The following is a 20,218-nucleotide window of genomic DNA, read 5'->3' on the forward strand; positions in this document are numbered from 1 at the left end:
CCAGAGCGCCGCGGCTGACGGGAACCCCGGCGCGCTCGAAGACCTGCGCCAGGCGGTAGAGCGGGGTGCCGTCGACATATTTATGAACCAGCGCGGCAGCTTCCGTTCATCGTCCTCAATCACTTGGTGTCCACCTCCGTTAAGTGGACACCTCATGTCAAAACATACTCAATACGAAAAGGTGCACAGAAATTCGCGCTTACGGAGGCGGCGGCCCAGAACGCAAAAAAGCCCTTGCGAGGCAAGGGCTTGAAGCAAAAACAAGGATCGTTGGTTGCGGGGGCAGGATTTGCTCTTAACTTGCGGATCGCGCCGAGGCATCACCAAATGATGGAATTGCTATCCATCGAAGACCGTAGCGGACTGTTTCGTGCCGCCGCGTAGTTGTTCCATACCATCAACTAAGCTTCCGAAACACGAAAACTTTTATAGGCTCTCATCGCCCCGTTTGCAATATGCGCAATAACTATTGCGCATAGACTTGATATTTGCGCATAGATTCCGCATTTTGGCGCCTAAACTCTATGCGCAGGAAAGCGGTCAAACATGGTAAACCAAATCTTAGACGACGCTTTAGCAATGATTGAAGAGATTGTAGGCCGCCATAAAGGTGCTATTCCAGCATCGGAAATTCTTCGCGCCCTGCCCGCGCCTATTCCTCAACGCACGCTACAGTATCGCCTGAAGCGGTTGGTATCGGGCAATCGTCTTGTAATGGAGGGCGAAGGCCGGTGGGCAAAATATCGTCTGCCTGACATTGCTTCAGGCGCTGCACCATCTGGCGGAGATCAGGCCTTCGCGATCGCGCTATCCGATGCGGCCAAATCGGTGCGCGATTATGTCCGGCAGGCACCTGAGGCTCGCAAGCCGGTCGGCTACAATCGCGATTTTCTTGACCGATACCGCCCGAATGTCACTTTTTATTTGACCGAGGCCGAACGAGGCCATCTGATGTCGGTAGGACGATCGCAGATCGCCGAGCAGCCGGCAGGAACCTACGCCAAGCACATCCTGAACAGGCTCCTCATCGATCTCGCCTGGAATTCGAGCCGCCTCGAGGGCAATACCTATTCACTCCTCGATACCAGACGCCTCATAGAATTCGGCGAAGAAGCCAAGGGCCGAAGGCATGTCGAAGCGCAGATGATCCTCAACCACAAGGACGCAATTGAATTCCTGGTCAGCGCGGCCGACGACATCGGCTTCAACCGCTACACGATCCTCAATCTGCACGGGTTGCTTGCAAACAATCTCCTTTCCGATTCATCAGCCGCGGGTAGATTGCGCTACATCGCGGTGGGGATCGAACGATCCGCATTCCATCCTCTGGAAGTTCCTCAACTCATCGAGGAATCTTTCGATCAGATTTTGGTTACCGCCGACGCCATCGTCGACCCCTTCGAGCAAGCGTTCTTCGTCATGGTACAACTGCCGTATCTTCAGCCATTCGATGACGTAAACAAGCGCGTGTCTCGCCTTGCCGCAAATATCCCATTCATCAAGAACAACCTTTCACCGCTCTCCTTCGCCGATGTGCCGCGACAAGCGTATACCGAGGCAGTGCTTGGGGTGTACGAACTCAACCGCATTGATCTCCTTAAAGACCTCTTCCTATGGGCCTATGAACGCTCGGCTGCGCGTTACGCCGCTGTGCGCCAATCGCTCGGCGAACCTGATCCATTCCGTCTTCGCTATCGCGCCGAACTGCGTGAACTCGTCGCGCACCTCATCCGTGGCCGCACCGAACGCAAGGAGGCCGCCGCGCGCGTTGCCGCTTGGGCGGTTGACAGGATCGATCCCGCTGACCGTGAGCGTTTCGTCGAGACTACCGAAGCCGAGTTGACGGAACTGCATGAAGGCAATTTCGCACGCTATCAGATCCGCCCCTCGGAGTTCGCAGCCTGGCGCAAAGTCTGGGAGGCGAAATGACCTATAGCTCCTGCCCCATTGTCGCGCAGCGACTTTGCGCGCCAATTTTAAATGCGCTGAGGAAGCCTCAGCCGTTCTTCCACTCAACCTGAACAAATATCTGCTTACTTGAACAAAGTCAGAACAACGGCTTTGACAATTTTTAGAAACCGTGGATGATCACCAAGCTAAGTTACAGCTATCAGCCAAATTCCGCTTGAATGCTGTAGCCGCGCAGGGGGCAGTAACGTGTCTATAGCTGCGCCGTTTTTTCCGTTCAACCGTTGTGATAGGACGACGCTCATGGCCAAAGATGCTGCACTATTGTCGGAGCTGCATAAGCTCATCGGTCAGTGGATGGATGCTGGCCAGATTGCACAGCCAAGCCAGATCGTTGAAGAAATTTTTAAGAACAAGCCTCTGACTGGCCCTTATGCCAGCTTCTACAGGGCGTTCGCCAAGAAGGAATTGGTGGGCGTCGTTGCGCGAATGCTGAAGCGCGTCGGCATGAGCGATGATCCCGCATCTCCCCAAATGGTATTTCCTGGCCATACCCGCCTGGTTAAATCGTATCCTGTGCTTAGAAACGGCGAACGGGCCCTAGTCCCAATAAGCCTCTGCACGCCGCGAGAACTTTCTGACCACATATTACTTTTACGCAAGCAGGCAAAAGGCTGTGAGAACCACGCTACGGAATTGGAGAAATACGTGGCCAACAAAACCTCTTTGGAGGGGGTTCGAGCGCGCAACGAACAGCCAGAAGGTGTTGAAGTCGAGCCGGCCTGATATTGGGAATGCTTGCAGTATGGCACGCGATCAATTTCAACCGAGCGCTCCCGAGGCGGGCTATCCCTGTTCATATAGTTTTTTCTAAGCGATTCACATAACAAAGCCGATGATATGAGTGAACTGACACGAGCCTGCGCTTGCGGCAGGCCGAGGTGATCCGCAATATACTTGCGAGTGATTCTGGGGGAACACACACAAATGGCAGAAATTACGGGTGCCAAACTCGACGCAATTTTGTCGGGAGACCCAGACGAAATCGGCGTGCATCTGCATCTCGTCGAGCGTGATGTCGAGATCGATGGGCACAAGGTCAGAGTCTACTGCCACTGCCTGGTCGTAAGCGGTCAGCCGATAACGTCGGGCTTGAAGTTCCAGGGCATGAGTGCTTCGATTTCAGAGGCTGGCCAACCTTGAACAATGCGGGTCAATGTTTGGGAGAGCCAGTCGAGCGGATCGTTCTTTGCAAAATGGACCTCAAGACAGATAGCCGGATGCACTAGAAGACGGCAGGCTGAAACCTACTGGGTCGAATCTAAAGTCCATGATGATCCTACAGACGCCATTCGCGACTGCCTCACATCTCTAGCACCATTCCTTCTCGAAGAAGATCGTCAAGAAGCGTCGCGTTCTGACTTCATAGGCGAGAAGCAGCATACCAAGGATTTGATATTTTGAGCCAAGACGAAGTCGTTACCATTGATCTCGACCTGATCGGAAATCCCAATCCGACGGCTCAAAATTTCATCCAGCGGGAAGCGCGAACGCGGGTGATCCGGGCGTTGTCTCGTCCGGTCAAACCGCCAGCCGATGAGAATGAAAAAGACGATCGCCCCGCCGCTCTTAATGTTTTGCAAGAGCGGCGCCATGACGCCATCCTTGTTTCAGCCCGGCGAGGAGAAGGCAAGACGACGTTTCTTGCCAGTATCCTCAAATCCATTGAAACAAACGAATACCGGGACGAATTTGCTAAGGAAAACGCGGGCAAAACCACCGCACAGACAAAACTTTATAGCCTTGGCATCATCGATCCCACGCTGATCGAAACGAAACAAAACATCATCATCGCGGTGATCGATCGCATTCGCATTGCAACCGAGCATCGCCGAACACGATCTGGCCGCTTTGACGAGCACAAGCAGGTGGAAGACGCACTTCGCCGGCTAGCCCAAGGACTCTCACTTCTCGATGGTATTGGAGAAGGGCTGTATGCCGGAAAGGACTGGCTCGATCCTGATTACGTGCTTGATCGCGGCCTGGAAGATGCTTCGGCAGCCCACGATTTTGAACGGCGCTTTCGCGCCTATGTCAAGGCCGCTGCGAAATATATGGACACAGACGCCTTCGTGCTCGCGATCGACGATGTCGATACCTGGTTCGAACGAGGCTGGCCGGTGCTTGAAGCCTTACGAAAATACTTCGTCACCCCGCAGCTTCGTATCATCCTTTCCGGTGATCTTAGTCTTTATGCCTTGCTCGTTCGCCGCCAACAATGGGGTCAAATGGGACAAGACTTCCTGAAGGCGGAGAAGTTGCGAGATGACGCGGACAGACAGCGAGATGACGCGGATAGCCATCCGTCGCTTATCGGTAAGATCAACTCCATGGTTGACGCGCTGCAAGACCAGTATCTGGTAAAAGTGGCGCCACCCGAGAATCGCGCCGATCTCATGCCGCTGGCATATCACGCAAAAATTCGTACGTTCGAGGTAAAAGCCACGGCTCTTCCGGTTCCTATGTCACTCGACGATTTCATTCACCGGCTCGTTGATCGCGTCTTCGGCAATCGGTATGAACCGGATGTTCAGCTTATCCGCAGACAATTGTTGCAGATCCCCACGCGAAGTGCCTTGCAAGTGCTGGCGGGAGCGGTCGCCGTTTGCGCTACCGATGACCCGAAGGCAGATAGCGAGCGCCGCGCCGCGCAGGACGCGCTCATGCATATTGCCTGGACCGCGCTCATGAGCTTGGGCCTGGAGGTCGAGAAAACCCGCGACGCCGCTCCGGACGCGATCTTCGGCGTCCTCGGTGAGTGGCTGACCCGTTCGGCGCTGTGGCCGACATTGGGGCGCTTTCATCCCGATGCGGTAGATGCCGATGACAGCAACCTCGTTGCGCTTTATGTAACCGCCGTCCTCAACGGCGTGTTTCGGGCCTCTCCCGGAAAGCTGATCGATTATTGGCTCAGGATCGCCATCGTCAGGGAAAAAGTCGATCGAGGCGAGATTGCAAGCTCGAGCATATCGAGGCTCTTTTCCCATCTCTCGGCGGGCACGGTAGAAAGCAGCCTCCAGTTCGTAAGCCGTCTGGCTTCGTGGGAGGCGATCGAAGGCCGCGAGGGTAATCGTCGCAACGATGCGGATATCCGCCTGAGTGGTGCCAGCGTCCCGCTCCAGCGTGTGCGCGAGGCGCCCGCCGCCGCCCGCGAGCTCTATGGTTTGGAGTATGCCGGAAAGTTGAAACTTAACCGCGAGGCATTCCTCAATCTTGCGCCCAGTCCGGCCCCCCGCACAGATCAAATCCTTACCGCCCTGCCACCGCCGTTGCGTGGCTATCATAAAGCATTGCTCAACGCAGGCTGGAGCTATGCATCGCGACGCCGCAAGGAGGCGGGCTTTCAGGTCTATTTCGTCAACGCTGCCGAGGATCTTTCCGACCGCCTCGACCGCAACAGCCGATTGGTCGCACGCATTCCGCTTAACCGGATCGTCAGTGGTCAGGCTGCTGAGGCGGGCAGCTATTCATTTCCGCGCATTCTCGCCGTGATTGGCGAGCTGATCGACCTGTTGTCAAATGAAAAGAGACAAGTCGGCATCAAGGCAGTTCTGCGCGCGAGCAGTCAAGCACGTAGTTATCCGACGCCGGCTGCTACGCGAGCCGGTCTCGCCGGGGTCGATGATGACCTCGATGATGATGACTATTTAGCCGCAGACCGTGATCCTTCCGCATCCGACGACAATTGGTCCATCGAGGATGTGTTAAACAGCTGGCTAAGCGACCATGCCAAGAGAGGTCCCCTGCGTCCGCTCGCGCCTATCGTTCTATCGAGGATGTGGACGCGTTTCACGTACACATTCCACAACGTTCGCGAAAACCTGCGTCACGGTGAGACACGCTATCTCGGTGTGCTGATGCATCGCTCGGTGATCGCCTTCCTTCATTCGGTCGGCTATGAAGCGATGCGTGCGGCAAACGTGGGGGTAAGCGATTCGCTCAGTAATAACCCCGTAAATTCCGGCGAGATAACGGTTGGTCTTCTCAACGAAATCTACAACAATCCGGAGAACGAACATTTCCGCAAGACGCCGGAATTTGCCTTTTTCGATCTGATTTTCACCTGTCCTCTTTGGGGGTATTTCCTGGCACGTGACGAACGCGACGAGGTTGCGGCCCCCCGCCGTGGCGACCCGAATAACCAGATTGTCAAAACATACCAGGAAAAAACATCGTCCTATTGGTCCGAGGCAAAAGCTCCATTCGCGCTCATTGAGCTGTATTCGCCGAGGAAAGAAGCCGAAGCCGCGGCAACGTTCGACGGCTTATTCTTCCCGCTCAATACAGTGCAGCTTCAAGGCCAGTTCACACAAAACCGTCGTTTCGGGCCGGTCCTGTCTAAGGCGCTGGCGCGTGCTACTACCCAGAAAGGTGGCCAGGCGACAGATGCCGCCACGGGTACCAGCAACGAAATTGACATACTAAACGAACTTGACAACCTATGAGTACCCTCATCTATCGGAGGGCCTTTGGCGACGGGTTTGGAATAAAGGAACTGTCGAACGGCAATATTCCCAAAATCAGCGATGTCAAACGCCGCATTTTCGTCTCCGAAAGACGCAGCGATGCAGGGCGCCCGGACCATTTCTACAAGAATTATCTGGACGCGCGTCTCGCCGGAATCGACCAGATTCACGATCTACCTTTGGGCGTTCTATCGGCGCTCGCCAAACACTTTCTGACGCGCTCCGGCGGCAATATCCATATTCGGACAGATGCATTCGAAGACTGGCGGGAACTGTTGCCGATGATCTCGCCGCTGGCGGTCATCATCGCGTTTCTGGTCAATGAAGGGCGGGGCCCGGCACATGGCGATGACCCTAGAGCCTATCTCGCCGCGCAACTCGGCGGCACGGCGCTAATATATCCGCATCAGCAGGAGGTGCAGCACCTCATCGAACGCGACGGGCTGAACGAGATGCACATGCACCTCAACGGATCGACGGAACTCGACATCCTTTGGCCCGATGCCGTACGCTCTCCAGATACCTATCTGCGCGAACTCAACGTTGCCCGCACCAAAACGGGCGGCCCGACGGATGAGTTTTACGATCAACTAGAACTGGGTCTGACGCCCTATGATTTCTACCGTCGACTAAGATCGGCGCGCCGTGTCCGGCATCTGGTGGCAAGGCTCCTGGACAACCGGATCAATAGGCGGAAAAGCGAGACCAACGTCTCCATGCAGGCGATGCTGGAGACAATGAATGTCCATTGGGCCGACTCGACTTGCTGCCATACGACGGGCCTCCCCCTCGCGCATCACCCTATATCCAGGATTTTTCCTGGGAAGTTGTCCTCACCACTCGTGGACGAGGCCGCATTTCTCTACACATGGTTTCAGGCTCTTGGACAACCCAATGCACCAAGGGCGGAGCTGGGTCTGGCGTTGTATTTCAACATGCTGGTGCTCACACAGGTCGCACGCATTTCCGTTCAGCAAATCGACGAAGTCGGGTTCGATCAATTCCAGAAATACACGCTCGTTGGCGTACGGGAACATCTCGAAAGCGTCTATGACGCGCGGTTTCGGCAGCTCAACGGCCAGAAACCATACACGACACTGCGGCACCTCGAAGGGCGGCTGGCGCCGAAGAAAGATGTGGCGACGTTTCTGTCCCTGATCGAGGCCGTCGTCGACGGATACCTTCGTTTTCGCGGCTGCCCTGCACGGGCTTCCGTCAAGGGTCTCAGGGGTGACGCTCCCGGCTGCATAACGGGCGGCTGCCGCGGCAATTGTCGGGGCGATGGCGGTGGCAGAGCGGACAGCGAATTGGCGCTCGTCGTGCATTTCATCAAACGGCCGCCCTCCAAGTCTGGCAAACGCGCCTCGCAGGCGCTGGATCTCGTGTTGCGCTCGGAACTCAGGCAACAGGCTCAAGTCGTGCGCCAGGCAGTCGAACGGCACCGGCTTGTACGGCAAATCCTCCGCGGCATGGATGCGGCGGCCAACGAGTTGCATGCGGCCCCGGAGGTCTTTGCGCCGACGTTCCGGTATTTGCGTCACCATTGTATCGAAAACGCCACTTATCACGTCGGAGAAGATTTCATTCATCTCGTGTCGGGCATTCGGTCCTGCGCCGAGGCACGATTGTTTCTGCCACTCGGCGCCGGTGACAGGATGGGGCATGCCACCGCGCTGGGGATTAGGCCGGATTTATGGCTGTCGCGCACTGGACCACGATTGATGGTCTCTAGGGGCGAACACCTCGACAATCTCGTCTATGCGCATCGCACACTTCTAGGCAACCCTGAAATCGCCAACGAGGCGAAGACACTCGAGGGAGAAATTTCCGAACTGGCTTTGGCCATTTATGGACAAGAGCATTCCCCAACGCTCCTTCATCAGGCATGGCTCTGCCGCGATCTCGACATTCTCGAAATACTGGAACTCGAACGCGATATGTCAGACGCCCCCTCCGCCGCCGCTATTGCAACGGCGGCAACCGGCAAATCCGGCCGCATCAACGCACCGGCGCGAAGGTTTGAATTAGCGCGGATCGCAGACGTTGCGAAACAGCATCCTCAAGCATACGCGCTGTTTCGAAAGAGGCATACACTTGGCAAGAGCTTATTGGAGCTATGTGAGGTCAAGGCCGATTGGCTCGACCGTGCGGCGTTGACAAGACTGCAGTCCCAAGTGCTTTCCGACCTGGCGGCCTCCGGCGTCGCCCTCGAAACCCTTCCGACCAGCAATGTCCGTATCAGTTCGTACAATCACCTCAGCGAACACCACCTCTTCCGGTGGCTTGGCCTTACAGATGACGGCTTCAAGGCCGTTCCAGCGATTTGCGTTGGAAGTGACGACACAGGGATATTAGCGACCAGCCTACGCAACGAATATTCCGCCATCTATGACGTGTTGCGAAACCATTTCCTAGTAAGCGCGCAGGACGCGATCAACCTGATCGACAAGCTTAATCAAAACGGTGCAGCTTACCGATTCAGGCCAATTGCACCCCCCCGCTAAATCGCCTCGATCAGTAAACGCATACCTGTTTAACATCAGCGTTCTTGAGACAGAGTAGGAAAAACATTCATTGAGCGGCAACGACTCTTCGACCTGCCGAGCTCGAGCTTGCTGAACATCGACCGGAACGCGCTCCGGGCTGAAGGCCGCTACGAACCTGATCTGAACCTGTCGTTTCAGAAGAGTAGTGCGTCGTAAGGATCATAGTTTGGGATGGTCTGGCGTACTGTGGCGTGGTTGCGGGGGCTGGCTTCGACTGGCGGCATAAAACCGGCTGGCCGGTTGGTTTCTTCCGCCTTGGCGAAGTCGAGAATACCGAACAACTCGCCGCGTAGCTCGGCATGGACCTCGCCACGCTTCTGACCGGGAGTGAGAACGATTTCTCCGATCAGCGAGCGCAGCGATTCCGCTGCCTGCCGTCCGCCCTCGGGATCGTTCAGCGCCTGGGTGAAGCGCTCGACGCGAAGCCGGTAGGCATTGGTGATGTTGGGATGAACGTCCGGCACATCGGCGGGTGCTTTCCCCATGCGGGCGGTGATTTCCGCCTTCTGCCTTTCAAGCTCGTCCATGCGCGCCTTCATGCTCGGCTGATACATGCCATCTTCGATAGCGGCAATGATGCCCGCAATGGCTTTTTCGATCTTGGCGAGCGCCTTTTGATCGGCAGCGGCTTGCGCGCGCCTGTCATGGTTGAGCCGATTCATTTCTTCCGCATAGGCGCGGATGGCTTCCGCCACCGCTTCCGACGATACCAGCCCCTCTTTCAGGCCAGACAACACACGCGCCTCGATGTTCTGCCGGGTGATGGTGCGATTATTGTCGCAGGTGCCACGGCGGTGATGGTTGAGGCAGCCATGGCGGTCCGGCGTGATGATGCCGACCTTGCCGCTGCAACACCCGCGGGTCAAAAGGCCGGAAAGAAGCGAAACAGGCCGGTTCGCCAGATGGATGCGCTTCATGCGGTCTTCGCGCGTGTTGGCCGGGTTCGGCCCGAAGATGGCCGCGATTTGCTTCTGGCGGGCGCGCACCGCATTCCGGAGTTCATCGTCCACGATGCGTAGGTGCGGAACTTCGGCCCTGATCCATGCGCTTTCGGGATTGAGGCGCGACACGCGCTTACCGGTGGATGGGTCTTTGACAAAGCGCAGCCGGTTCCAGACCAGAACTCCCGCATATAGTTCATTGTTGATGATGCCGGTGCCGCGCGAAACATGGCCGCGAATGCTGGTATCGCCCCAGGCACGGCCCAGCGGACCGGGGATGCCGTCCCGGTTCAGATCAACGGCAATGGCCTTCGGGCTTTTGCCCGATGCAAATTCGTGGAAGATGCGGCGAATGGTTTCCGCTTCCTCCGGGATGATTTCCCGGTCGCCCCGGATAGGCTCGCCATTGGCGTCCAGTTTCTTGAGAACACGATAGCCGTAGCAAAGCCCACCGCCCGCCTTGCCTTTCTCCACCCTGCCCCGTAAGCCGCGATGCGTCTTCATCGCGAGGTCTTTCAGGAACAGCGCGTTCATTGTGCCTTTCAGACCGACATGAAGCTCGGAGATTTCGCCCTCGGCCAAGGTGACGATGCTGACGCCTGCAAACTTCAAATGCTTGTAAAGCGTGGCGACATCCGCCTGATCGCGGCTGATGCGGTCCAGCGCTTCCGCCAGCAGGATGTTGAACTCGCCGCGCTGCGCGTCCCGCACCAGCCGCTGAATGCCGGAACGCAAGATCGTGCTCGATCCCGATATGGCGGCATCCTCATAGGAGCCGACGATTTCCCACCGCTCCTGTCGCGCATGGTCCCGGCAAAGCCGGAACTGGTCTTCGATAGACGCCTCGCTCTGATTGTCGGACGAATAGCGGGCATAAAGGGCAACGCGGGTCATGGTATGGCTCCTCCTTCATTGGGCAATGTTCTGCGGCTGGGCCGGGTCAGTCACGGCTGGCGCTGCCTGCCAGCGCACGCCCTGCCTTTCTTGCTTCAGAAGCCCTCGCCGGAAGGAAGACGACCGGTCAAGGCTGGCGCGCAGCGCCACCGCGAAGCGGCTTGGCCTTGAGGGGGCGGCTTCCTTCCGGCCCACTGCCTCGAAGCCAAAAAAGGCTTTCATCGCACCACACAGGTTCGAACTGTGCGCCTTACATGAATCCTAAATGAACGCAGCGTCCCGAGGCAAGCCGTTTCCGCCCTCCCCCGCGCAAACAGCGACGGCTAATCATCATCCGCTGCCTTTGCCTTTCGGTTATCATTGGCGGCAATCCGGGCTGCGAAATCTTCCCGCGCCATCTGCCTGCCGATCAAGCGAGCAATGGACAGCACAACCTCATCAAGCTTTTCGGCAGCATCGGCCTTGCTCTCGCCTTCCTGTCCATCAGGCAGGCGATTGTCATTAGCCGGTTTCTGCCTGCCGTCATGATTTCCCTCATCGGCCATCCCTGCGCCCTCCCTCTGGCTGCCACGCCACGGGGTTTGCGATCCAGCGATTGATGTCCGATTCCCGCCACCCCGCGCCGTTGATGCTGATTTTGATCTGGGCGGGAAATGTGCCCTCTGCGATCTTGCGGTAGATGGTGGAGCGAGACAGCCCGGTGCGGGCAAGGACGGTTTTAAGGCGAATGATCCGGTCTGTCTCGGGCATGGCGGGAGCGCCCCCTGCTGGTCGTTTCTGACTGCCCCTGAAGCAGGAAGAATAGAAATTTTTCGTTTTGCAAGAGATATTTAGCCGCCGTCGTACTGCTGCGTACAAACGGCGGTAAAAAGGAAAAATCTACAATCCAAGTCCCCGGTCTCGCACAAGGTCGATGCCGGAGGTGCTTACATTAACGCGTGGGTTTCTTAGCCAATCGCACACCCGGCCCCTCACCGTTCTCCGGGAGGAACTCGATGCCCGCAGCTTCGAATGCCGCGCGCAGAGCCGCAACGGTCGTGCTTTTTAAATTCTCGCCACGTTCAAAACGCGCGACAGTGTCGGGGGAAACATTAGCATTTCGAGCTAAATCCCGAGTTCCCCAACCAAGTGCGGCTCGCGCCATTCGGCACTGAATATAATCCATTTCGTAACACTGATACGATTTTTGTTGATCCATGAACCGGCTTCCATTATCGTATCCGTGGTACGATTTTGTTCGCCTGAAAGAAGCGGCTGCCAACGATGTTGCGACCATCATTAGCAGCCTGACCACAATCCAAGCTGGTAGGAGCTCAGATCAATGGCTGATTCTGACAATAACACGACTTTGCCTTCCGTCACGCGCAGGATGTTGCTGACGGGTACGATGGCGACCACGGCAATGTTGTTGTTTGAAACTGGCGCCGATGCTGGCGAGGCGCTGGCCGGTAATGCCACCTCCGACCCCGCAATGGCGCTCTGGCGCGCGTGGCAGGCCGCCTGTCTCAACACCATCGCCCTGTGCGAAAAACAACAACGCCTCGAAACCCAACTGATCAATACCGTTGGCTTTCCGCACGCCAAGGTCTACCTGCCGGACGAAGAGGCCACCTACTTCATCTGGTGGCAGGGCGACATCGGGGACTATTTCGGCGGTGACCCCGATATCCGCACCAAGGCCGAGACCGATCTCGCCGCCCATCAGGCCCGTTGGGACGCCGAGGACGAACGCCTCGGCTATTCCGCCGCCAAGCGGGCGGAACACGCCGCCGCCGACCGTCAGCAGGAACTGGTAGACGCCCTGACGGACACGCCCGCCACGACGCTTTCGGGTGTGGCGGGCAAGCTCGATGTGGTCCTGCGTGAAGGTCAACCTTCCGAAGATTGCACGGAGTTTCCGTGGCCACTGGTACGCTCGGCGCTGGGTGACATTTTGCGTATCATGCGGCACGGGAGCGCGTCATGTATGTGACGCTGCCTGAACGCCTCGGTCATCTTCCCGAGAACAAGCGCCGTGGACTGGAACGAGTCGCACGAATTCTTTTCGATGAATTCGAGGACGCGCAGAAGGGCAAGCTGTCGGAAAAAGGGAAGCGTGGACGTATCCTTAAACTGATTCTCTTTGGCTCTCATGCACACGGCGACTGGCAGGACCGTTCCGATTATAACCTGCTCGTCGTCGTCACGACCGAAACCTTTGCCGATCCGCGTTTCTGGTATCGGGCTGAGGATCGCTTCCTGCGGGAACTGACGGTGACCGGACATCTGGCAACGCCGGTCAGCTTCATCGTTCACTCCATCATGGACGTGAACAACCAACTCGCGCTCGGTCGGCCGTTCTTCATGGACATCGCCCGCGATGGCATCGTGCTCTACGAGACGCCGGGTTTTCCCTTCGCCCAACCCAAGCCGCTAACCCCAGAGACCGTCAAGGCCGAAATGAACAGGCATTTCGGCCACTGGTTTCCAAGCGCCGCGCATCGCTTTGAACTGGCGAAGGTGGCCATTGGGCGCGGCTATTACAGGGAAGCAGCCTTTGATCTGCATCAAACCGTCGAACGGCTCTATCATTGCACCCTGCATGTTCTGACGCTCTACAGCCCGAAATCCCACCGGCTGTCCTTCCTGCGCACCCATGCGGAGCGGGTCGCGCCCCTTCTGGTGGAAGTCTGGCCTAACGGTAGCCGTTTTGTCGGACGATGCTTTGCCCGCCTCGACCGTGCCTATGTCGAAGCCCGCTATTCGCACCGCTACGAAATCACCGGCGAGGAACTGGCTTGGCTGGTCGAGCGTGTGAATGTGCTGCAAGAAACCGCCGCCGCAATCTGCGCTGCACACCTCAATAGGTTCGACGGCGTGGGGATCAAAGCCCAAGCCCTCGCCTTCTGCCAAGCCCATAGTTGAGGACGCGGGTCAGTTCGGCCGCTTCGTGCCCCCTTATCCGTCATTTTGGACAATCAGAGCCGTCCACTGAAAGCGAACATATTCGCCACCTCCACACAGGCTGAGTTGTACAGAAAACTCCAGAGTCATGCCGGTTTCGGACAGGAGGAAATTCATTCAACCGAGCGAGAACCTCCCCCCTCCTTCTCAAATCCCATTGCTATTAAGTTGAAATAGCGATTTGCAGCTGCTAGGTCTGGGTAACAACTTGGGGCATGTTTTCTGGGATTCTGTTGGTAGGCCTATGAGCGGAAGGTCGCGCGTCGATACAACCAGTGCAGATGATAAATCAATCGGTTTCGACTACCAGTATTATTACTTTCTCAATGAGTTGCTAAATCTGAAGAGCGGTCAAGTTGTGGGCTTGGAGGTTTTAGATGATGTTCATGTTGAGCGTTCCGATGGAACTACTTTACTTGTTCAGCTGAAGCACACAGTTCAGACGAGCGCACAGGGTATTCCCATCAACCTTACGACGATGGACAGTGACCTTTGGAAATCGATTTCAAACTGGTGCAAATTGATTATCGACCCGGCGGATGGACGGGCGTCAGTGGATTCTCAGCTTGCCTTTCTTAAAAAGACCAGCTTCCTGCTGGCATCCAACAAGTCAGAAAACAACAAAAACGCCTTTCTGATATCCATCGAAGCTTTCAAAGCTAACATGAAAAGTCATGCTGAGCTTGTCGCTGATATCACGTCGCTCAAGGCTAAAAGCAAAGACCAAGTGATCCAAGGCTACATCGATGACGTGCTCTCACTCGACGTCGCCGTGTCAAAGAGGTTTTTTGAACACCTGTCGTTCGCCTTGGGGGAGGACGAAATCATTAACCTATGCAAAATGTCCATCGCCGAGAAGCAGATACACCCGACACGAATTGACGACGTTTTTAACGCCGTCGATTCCCAAGTCCGGCAAAACTCCTTCGCTACCATTAAGGCGGGGAACAAAATCACGATCAGCTTTGACGAGTTCAATCAGCAGTACCGACGGCATTTCGATAAGGCCCGGAGCGGCGCTCTGCTTTTCAGGAAATTTCCGCCTGTTTTGCCGGACAATCTCCTCGACCAGACGTTCATCAAGCAGTTGGTGGATATCAACGACATCTCGGAGGATGACATTGAGTTTCATACGAAGTTCACCACTAGACGGCTGCAGTTTCGCGATGACATGGAACGACTGATCCAGGATGGGGATATCACCCAATCCGATATTGACGATCTGGAAGAAGAGGCTTTTCTAATATGGGAAGGGAAGTTCCGCCAGACCTACTCAGACCAGCAGTCAAATGGTGACGAGCGCGCATCTGCCTGTGCGATTATCGGAGATTTGCGGCAGAGAAAGCTCACACTTGCTTCACAGGATCTTCCGCTACCCCTGAGCCATGGCGGGTTCTACGATCTCTCTGATCGGCCAGTGATTGGCTGGTTGAGCGACTGGAAAGACCGCTACAAGTGAAGTTCAGCTCATATTACAACAATCTCGGAATGAATGCGTTCGCTATCTCCTCTGTCCTGAAAGAGGCCGGATTTCTAACACTTCCCCAAATTGCGTTAATTTTGCCGGTTGTTGCGCATCGCCAGATGGTAAACAAGCTTAGCAATGGCAGATTCCGCTTCGTTAGCTTTGAGCAATATCTAATCGATAACATCGAATTCTTCTATAATTTCAATGAAAGATACTTTGCTTCGATTACTCAAACCGTCAATACCCTCCAATTTTTGCATGAAATTGATGGGATTAAGCTTAAGGACAACGGCGCGGTGATTGTATCTGACTTACCCTTCGACGCCTCGATGGGCAAACGCGCCGAGCGCGTTAAGCGCGCATCACCAAACATAGCTGCGCTGGTTTCCGGTAATGCTGAAGTTTTCTACCTCAATGCGAGGATTGAGCTATGAAATTCTATATCGAAAGCCTGCACCTGTGGCTCAAGACCGAACAAAGAAGGTCCGTTACGTTCCTGCCGAACAAGGTGAATATAATCACCGGAGCCAGCCACACTGGTAAGACCGCCATCCTGGACATTTTCGATTATTGCATGTTCGCAAGCAAGCATCGGATTTCTGAGAGTATTATAAACGAAAATGTCGCCTGGTATGGACTGCGCATTCATATGAACGACAAAATCTATACCTTGGCAAGACGCGCACCGACAGGAACGACACCATCGCTTGATTACTACTTCTCCTCAATAGGGGAAGTGCCGGACTCCGCGCCGATCCCGAATATCAGCGAAAGCGTTTTGAAAAAGCAATTGAGCTCTGACTTCGGCATCGACCAAGACGTCAGAATTCCCTTTGGCGGAAGAACACTGCAAGCCGGCTCTAGAGTGTCCCTACGGTATTTCCTGCTCTTCAACACGATCTCCCAAGATATAATCACACATAGTGATCAGTTTTTTGACAAACAGAACGAGTCCCGCTACCAAGAGGCGTTACCGCGCATATTCGACATTGCTGTGGGAATCGACACGGTCGAAAATATACTGAAGCGAGAGAAGCGAGCTGAGTTGGAGCGCAACCTCGCCCGCCTTGAAAAATTGGCCGCGAAAACACAGGAAAAGCGCGATCAGTTTAACGCCCAATTGGCTGAAACCGTCGCGCGGGCGAAGGGGTACGGGCTCGTTGCTGACGATTCGGACGCAGATGCATCAATCGCCGCGTTGAAGCGGCTTGTCACAGAGCGGGAGAGTGGCTCCGATCTGCATGTATCCGCGCAGTATGACGAAATTTCTTCACAGCTATACCGAGTTTCTCGGAAGATCAGGGGGCTTCGCAAATTCGCTTCGGAGTATGGAAATCATAAGGCGATCCTCAAGGAAACAGCGGATAGCCTCCAGCCGGTTGAATATTTGATGAGAAATTACGAGGAGACGGTTCGGACATCTGTATTCGACGACATTCTCAGGAACCTTTCCGAGGGTCTGCAGCAGATTAAAGACGCTACTGTTCGGAAGACGCCGTTAGACAGCAACGTCTCCGAAATTATCAAGGCATTGGAAACTCAGCGCGACAAGCTCGAAGGAGACCTTCAAGCCCTTCCTACAGAGATGGAGAGCTTCGAAACCGATAAGGATAAGTATATTTTCATCGGCGAAACGAAAGCCAAGCTTGAGCTATACGCCGATCCAGAATCAGAAAAGGCTCCAGACAATAGTCAGGTGATAGCGAATCTGAAGGCCGAAATCGAAGACCTCGCTGTGCCACCTGCCAACGACCGGCAAGAGCTGTTCACCCGGACCCTTGATGAGGCAATTCAAGAATATATTTCGCTTACGAAGGCAGCGCTCGGGAACTATGGCGACTATCGTTCCGCCTTCAATTACACGGAAAAGAAACTTCATCTGCGCAAGCCCCGAACAGCATCGATCGAGAACGTAGGCAGCAGTTCCAACCACATGTTCCTCCACCTGTTTCTGTTTCTTGGTCTGCATGAACTGATTATGCGGAACGACGGCATTCACGTGGCACCGTTTCTGATTATTGATCAGTTCTCTAGGCCCTACTGGGGCGAGGACGATCAAGCGGACGGTGAGGGCGAGAAGGACATAGACCAGAGCGATGTTGCAAAGGTCAAGTTAGCACTGGAGCTTTTGGACCAGTTCATCACTACGGCAAATGAAATTGGAAAAGAGTTCCAGATGATCGTCTTCGAGCACATAAACCCCCGATATTGGGAAGGCCTCAAGAACGTGCACCTAGTTGAAATTTTCCGGGATGGAAACGCCCTTATCCCAGTTTCCAAGCTCGGCTAAGGCGTATCGGGCGCGAATGTCTGCCAATGTCCGCAATCGATCCGATACCGCGTATCAGCGCTGCCGTTTCTAAGTGCCCGTTCCAAAAAGAGTTGAGTGATTTCAGCAGGTTGTGGTTCGGTCGGATTTGCGAGATTCGATGGAGATCACGATGGCCTGGACTGAAATCACCCGTGTACATTATGAGCGGCGTTGCGCCCGCTACGCAAGCGATATGACCGATGGAGAGTGGGCGCTGATTGCGCCGATGATGCCGTCTGCGAACCGCATCGGCCGGCCGCGCCAGACGGACCTGCGCGAAGTGGTGAACGCACTTCTTTACCTCGCCTCGTCGGGCGGCGCGTGGCGATTGCTGCCGAAAGACTTCCCACCCTTTTCGACGGTGCAAAAGTACTTCTATCGCTGGCGTGAGGATGGCTTGTTGCGGACTATCAGCAACAGTCTGGTCATGGCGGCGCGCGAGGCAGAGGGCCGGGAAGCGAGCCCGACGGCGGGCGTGATTGACAGCCAATCGGTCAAGACCACCGAAAGCGGCGGAATTCGTGGCTTCGACGCAGGAAAGAAGATCAACGGGCGCAAGCGTCACATCGTTGTCGACACCATCGGCCTGATGGTCGGCCTCGTCGTTCACGCTGCCGATATCCAGGATCCAGGATCGGGACGGCGCACCGGCCGCCCTCAACTCTATTCTCAAACGCTGGCCGTGGCTGCGGCACGTCTTCGCCGACGGCGGCTATGCTGGACCGAAGCTTAGGGGTGCGCTGCCAAAGATCGGCACATTCACCCTGGAAATTGTCAAGTGGACGGATAAAGCCAAAGGCTTCGAAGTCCTGCCGCGCCGCTGGGTCGTGGAGCGCACATTCGCATGGCTGGGGCGATGCCGCAGGCTCGCCAAGGACTGGGAGAAATCCATCGCTTCCGCAGAAGCCTGGATATACATCGCCCATATTCGCCTGCTCACACGCAGGCTCGCAAGAGCTTGATATCAATCCATTCTTTTTGATTCAGGCCCTAAGGTATTGGTCAGGAGCGGTACGGTCGCCGTCGTCGCTATCTAAGCGTTAACCATCGTCCTGGATCAAAGCCCAAGCCCCCGCCCTCTGCCAAGCCCATAATTGAGGGTAAGCTGCTTGCCTACACTCATCCCGGCGTCGAAATCCATGCGGATGCCGAGTTCCCGCTTTCGGTTGGCAAGGATGGATTCCAGCTGCGGGTCGCGTTCGAGGCTCTTCGCCATCTCGCCCATCGCTGATCGTGTGGCCCTATAGCCAGACATATCGCCTTCCCTATACTGGCGCTGGCTGGCGTGGTCGAGCCTCTGCCAGCGCTCCACGAAACGATCCGCACGGCGCTGCGGGTCGGTACGAATTTCGGTTTCAAACTGGAGCGCGCGAATGGCCCGGCTGGTCCTTCCGGTTCCGGGCTTCACGGGCGAGGTCTGCATCCTTGGCATAAGCCGCTTCCGCATCCTGCCAGCCATATGGACGGACTTCATCGAACGCCTTGCGGGCCTCCACCAGTTCCTTCCACTGTTCCGGACTTGCCCTGCGGCCCGCGTCATCGGTGGTGAAGATGGCATCCACGGCGCGGGCATGACGCTTGAGCGCTTCGGTGCGGGCCTTGCGCATTGCAGCTTCCAGGTCTTGGGCGATACCGCGGGCATGGTCCGGCGCTGCGGTTTCCCGTCGTGCCTCCATTCCAGCATGGTCACGGTCGGATGCGCTATGTCCATGTCCAGGCAGGCTGCGGCTATCGAACAGGATGCGCGGCCTGTCCGCTTCTGGTTTCGGCGCGATTTCGGCAACGTGTTCATGTTCAGGCGGGGCGATGCTGCGGCGCTCGGCGTAGTCCTGCACCGGATCGCGCTGTTCGTAGTCGGATGCCATGTCCTTGGAGCGGTCGCGTGACATAATATTCACCAGCTTGTCCCTGCTGGCGAAATCGTCGCGGCCATAATGCAGGTCCAGGCCGTCGCGATGGCGCGAAAGTGCGACATAGCTCGAATGGGCATCCAAGCCCGGCGTTGCCAGAACATGGGTGCGGTCCACCGTCATGCCTTGAGCCTTGTGGATCGTCGCGGCATAGCCATGGTCGATGCGATTATAATCCTTGAGATCGAAATCAACGGAACGGCCATCGTCGGTGCGCACCGTCATGCTCTTGGTGCTGACTTCCTCGATTGTGCCAAGCGTGCCGTTCTTGACGCCAAGGCCGCGCTCGTTTTGCAGGAACATGACGCGATCCCCGCTGGCAAAGCCGCGTGCGCCGCGCTCGACCGTGACGCGCACATCCTCGCCCAGATCGCCCGCTTCCCGCATTCGTTCACGGGCTGCCTCGTTGAGTTCCCGCACTTCCGCGTCTGTATGCGTGAGGATAATGCGGCTTTTGTCCGGCTCGGCCTGCCGGTCACGGTCCCAGCGGGCGATGAGGTCGCCGCGCGCTTGCTCCCGCGTTTCGGCGGAATGTAACATGTCGTGACGGTCATAAGCATGGATCGCCGCGCCGGCCCTGCCGCTTGCCAGATCGCGCGTGGCGTCGCGCTGCCAGTCCTCGCGCTGGCGGCGAACCTCGCTGATTTCCACTCCGCCGTGCCGGTCGTGGATAGAGCGGAACGCTGCGCCTGCCTCGATAGCCTGCAACTGCTGCGGATCGCCAACCAGCACCACCTTGGCCCCAGCCTCCGCCGCATGGGACAGAACTCG

General features: G+C 56.3%; 16 protein-coding genes and 3 pseudogenes. 10 read left to right on the forward strand and 9 right to left on the reverse strand.

Annotated features, from left to right (window positions below; all coding sequences use genetic code 11):
• A pseudogene (locus C7477_RS17750) lies at positions 1 to 106 on the reverse strand (IS66 family transposase); the annotation flags it as partial.
• 440 nt (positions 107 to 546) lie between these two features.
• Between C7477_RS17750 and C7477_RS17755 the strand changes: the two are divergent.
• Positions 547 to 1,929, forward strand: a complete 1,383-nt coding sequence (locus C7477_RS17755; RefSeq protein WP_110754607.1) for a Fic family protein — start codon at positions 547 to 549, stop codon at positions 1,927 to 1,929.
• A gap of 282 nt (positions 1,930 to 2,211) precedes the next feature.
• Positions 2,212 to 2,694, forward strand: a complete 483-nt coding sequence (locus tag C7477_RS17760; protein WP_110754609.1) for a hypothetical protein — start codon at positions 2,212 to 2,214, stop codon at positions 2,692 to 2,694.
• Positions 2,695 to 3,041: 347 nt separating this feature from the next.
• Here C7477_RS17760 and C7477_RS17770 read toward each other — a convergent pair.
• Positions 3,042 to 3,152: pseudogene (locus C7477_RS17770) on the reverse strand (transposase domain-containing protein); the annotation flags it as partial.
• Positions 3,153 to 3,368: 216 nt separating this feature from the next.
• On the opposite strand from C7477_RS17770, the gene C7477_RS17780 reads away from it, so the two are divergent.
• Positions 3,369 to 6,413 carry a hypothetical protein gene (locus C7477_RS17780; RefSeq protein WP_146226121.1) on the forward strand — a complete coding sequence of 1,015 codons (3,045 nt, stop codon included), beginning with the start codon at positions 3,369 to 3,371 and terminating at the stop codon, positions 6,411 to 6,413.
• Positions 6,410 to 8,938, forward strand: a complete 2,529-nt coding sequence (locus C7477_RS17785) for an amidohydrolase family protein (RefSeq protein WP_110754615.1) — start codon at positions 6,410 to 6,412, stop codon at positions 8,936 to 8,938. The genes C7477_RS17780 and C7477_RS17785 overlap by 4 nt, the downstream gene beginning before the upstream one ends.
• Before the next feature lie 176 nt (positions 8,939 to 9,114).
• Here the strand turns inward: C7477_RS17785 and C7477_RS17790 are convergent, their stop codons facing one another.
• From C7477_RS17790 to C7477_RS17810, 5 genes are all read right to left on the reverse strand, one after another.
• Positions 9,115 to 10,815: a recombinase family protein gene (locus tag C7477_RS17790; protein ID WP_110754617.1), complete on the reverse strand. Its 1,701-nt coding sequence runs from the start codon at positions 10,813 to 10,815 to the stop codon at positions 9,115 to 9,117.
• A 15-nt stretch (positions 10,816 to 10,830) separates the two neighbouring features.
• Positions 10,831 to 11,037, reverse strand: coding sequence for a hypothetical protein (locus C7477_RS17795; RefSeq protein ID WP_110754619.1), 207 nt, complete (start codon positions 11,035 to 11,037; stop codon positions 10,831 to 10,833).
• A 101-nt stretch (positions 11,038 to 11,138) separates the two neighbouring features.
• Complete coding sequence (locus tag C7477_RS17800) at positions 11,139 to 11,360, reverse strand: hypothetical protein (protein ID WP_110754621.1); 222 nt, start codon at positions 11,358 to 11,360, stop codon at positions 11,139 to 11,141.
• Positions 11,350 to 11,565 (reverse strand): helix-turn-helix transcriptional regulator, encoded by a 216-nt coding sequence (locus C7477_RS17805; protein ID WP_110754623.1) that lies wholly within the window; start codon positions 11,563 to 11,565, stop codon positions 11,350 to 11,352. The genes C7477_RS17800 and C7477_RS17805 overlap by 11 nt, the downstream gene beginning before the upstream one ends.
• A gap of 181 nt (positions 11,566 to 11,746) precedes the next feature.
• Positions 11,747 to 11,980 carry a helix-turn-helix domain-containing protein gene (locus C7477_RS17810; RefSeq protein ID WP_245411894.1) on the reverse strand — a complete coding sequence of 78 codons (234 nt, stop codon included), beginning with the start codon at positions 11,978 to 11,980 and terminating at the stop codon, positions 11,747 to 11,749.
• Positions 11,981 to 12,136: 156 nt separating this feature from the next.
• Between C7477_RS17810 and C7477_RS17815 the strand changes: the two genes are divergently transcribed.
• The 6 genes and pseudogenes from C7477_RS17815 (at position 12,137) to C7477_RS17840 (ending at position 18,499) form a co-directional block, all read left to right on the forward strand.
• Positions 12,137 to 12,787 carry a hypothetical protein gene (locus C7477_RS17815; RefSeq protein WP_110754626.1) on the forward strand — a complete coding sequence of 217 codons (651 nt, stop codon included), beginning with the start codon at positions 12,137 to 12,139 and terminating at the stop codon, positions 12,785 to 12,787.
• The gene (locus C7477_RS17820) at positions 12,778 to 13,719 is read left to right on the forward strand and encodes a HEPN domain-containing protein (protein ID WP_210206163.1); all 942 of its coding nucleotides are present in this window, start codon (positions 12,778 to 12,780) and stop codon (positions 13,717 to 13,719) included. Before C7477_RS17815 ends, C7477_RS17820 begins: the two co-directional genes overlap by 10 nt.
• A 283-nt stretch (positions 13,720 to 14,002) precedes the next feature.
• The gene (locus C7477_RS17825) at positions 14,003 to 15,217 is read left to right on the forward strand and encodes a hypothetical protein (RefSeq protein ID WP_110754636.1); all 1,215 of its coding nucleotides are present in this window, start codon (positions 14,003 to 14,005) and stop codon (positions 15,215 to 15,217) included.
• The gene (locus tag C7477_RS17830; RefSeq protein WP_110754628.1) at positions 15,214 to 15,660 is read left to right on the forward strand and encodes a three component ABC system middle component; all 447 of its coding nucleotides are present in this window, start codon (positions 15,214 to 15,216) and stop codon (positions 15,658 to 15,660) included. The genes C7477_RS17825 and C7477_RS17830 overlap by 4 nt, the downstream gene beginning before the upstream one ends.
• Positions 15,657 to 17,516 (forward strand): DUF3732 domain-containing protein, encoded by a 1,860-nt coding sequence (locus C7477_RS17835; protein WP_110754630.1) that lies wholly within the window; start codon positions 15,657 to 15,659, stop codon positions 17,514 to 17,516. The genes C7477_RS17830 and C7477_RS17835 overlap by 4 nt, the downstream gene beginning before the upstream one ends.
• A 151-nt stretch (positions 17,517 to 17,667) precedes the next feature.
• Positions 17,668 to 18,499: pseudogene (locus C7477_RS17840) on the forward strand (IS5 family transposase).
• A gap of 95 nt (positions 18,500 to 18,594) precedes the next feature.
• Here the strand turns inward: C7477_RS17840 and C7477_RS19550 are convergent.
• Entirely contained in the window at positions 18,595 to 18,945 is a 351-nt protein-coding gene (locus C7477_RS19550; RefSeq protein WP_425373595.1) for a hypothetical protein, read from the reverse strand.
• Positions 18,893 to 20,218: AAA family ATPase (locus tag C7477_RS17845; RefSeq protein ID WP_425373596.1), on the reverse strand; the 1,326-nt coding region annotated here is incomplete at its 5' end. The genes C7477_RS19550 and C7477_RS17845, both read right to left, overlap by 53 nt.

The sequence above is a fragment of the Paramesorhizobium leguminum genome (assembly GCF_003217235.1).
GTDB lineage: Bacteria > Pseudomonadota > Alphaproteobacteria > Rhizobiales > Rhizobiaceae > Paramesorhizobium > Paramesorhizobium leguminum.

Coding starts and splice junctions, on each gene's coding strand:
- C7477_RS17755 (WP_110754607.1), top strand. CDS start 547: ATGGTAAACCAAATCTTAGACGACGCTTTAGCAATGATTGAAGAGATT.
- C7477_RS17835 (WP_110754630.1), top strand. CDS start 15,657: ATGAAATTCTATATCGAAAGCCTGCACCTGTGGCTCAAGACCGAACAA.
- C7477_RS17820 (WP_210206163.1), top strand. CDS start 12,778: ATGTATGTGACGCTGCCTGAACGCCTCGGTCATCTTCCCGAGAACAAG.
- C7477_RS17815 (WP_110754626.1), top strand. CDS start 12,137: ATGGCTGATTCTGACAATAACACGACTTTGCCTTCCGTCACGCGCAGG.
- C7477_RS17800 (WP_110754621.1), bottom strand. CDS start 11,360: ATGGCCGATGAGGGAAATCATGACGGCAGGCAGAAACCGGCTAATGAC.
- C7477_RS17810 (WP_245411894.1), bottom strand. CDS start 11,980: ATGGATTATATTCAGTGCCGAATGGCGCGAGCCGCACTTGGTTGGGGA.
- C7477_RS17760 (WP_110754609.1), top strand. CDS start 2,212: ATGGCCAAAGATGCTGCACTATTGTCGGAGCTGCATAAGCTCATCGGT.
- C7477_RS17805 (WP_110754623.1), bottom strand. CDS start 11,565: ATGCCCGAGACAGACCGGATCATTCGCCTTAAAACCGTCCTTGCCCGC.
- C7477_RS17790 (WP_110754617.1), bottom strand. CDS start 10,815: ATGACCCGCGTTGCCCTTTATGCCCGCTATTCGTCCGACAATCAGAGC.
- C7477_RS17785 (WP_110754615.1), top strand. CDS start 6,410: ATGAGTACCCTCATCTATCGGAGGGCCTTTGGCGACGGGTTTGGAATA.
- C7477_RS17795 (WP_110754619.1), bottom strand. CDS start 11,037: ATGAAAGCCTTTTTTGGCTTCGAGGCAGTGGGCCGGAAGGAAGCCGCC.
- C7477_RS17825 (WP_110754636.1), top strand. CDS start 14,003: ATGAGCGGAAGGTCGCGCGTCGATACAACCAGTGCAGATGATAAATCA.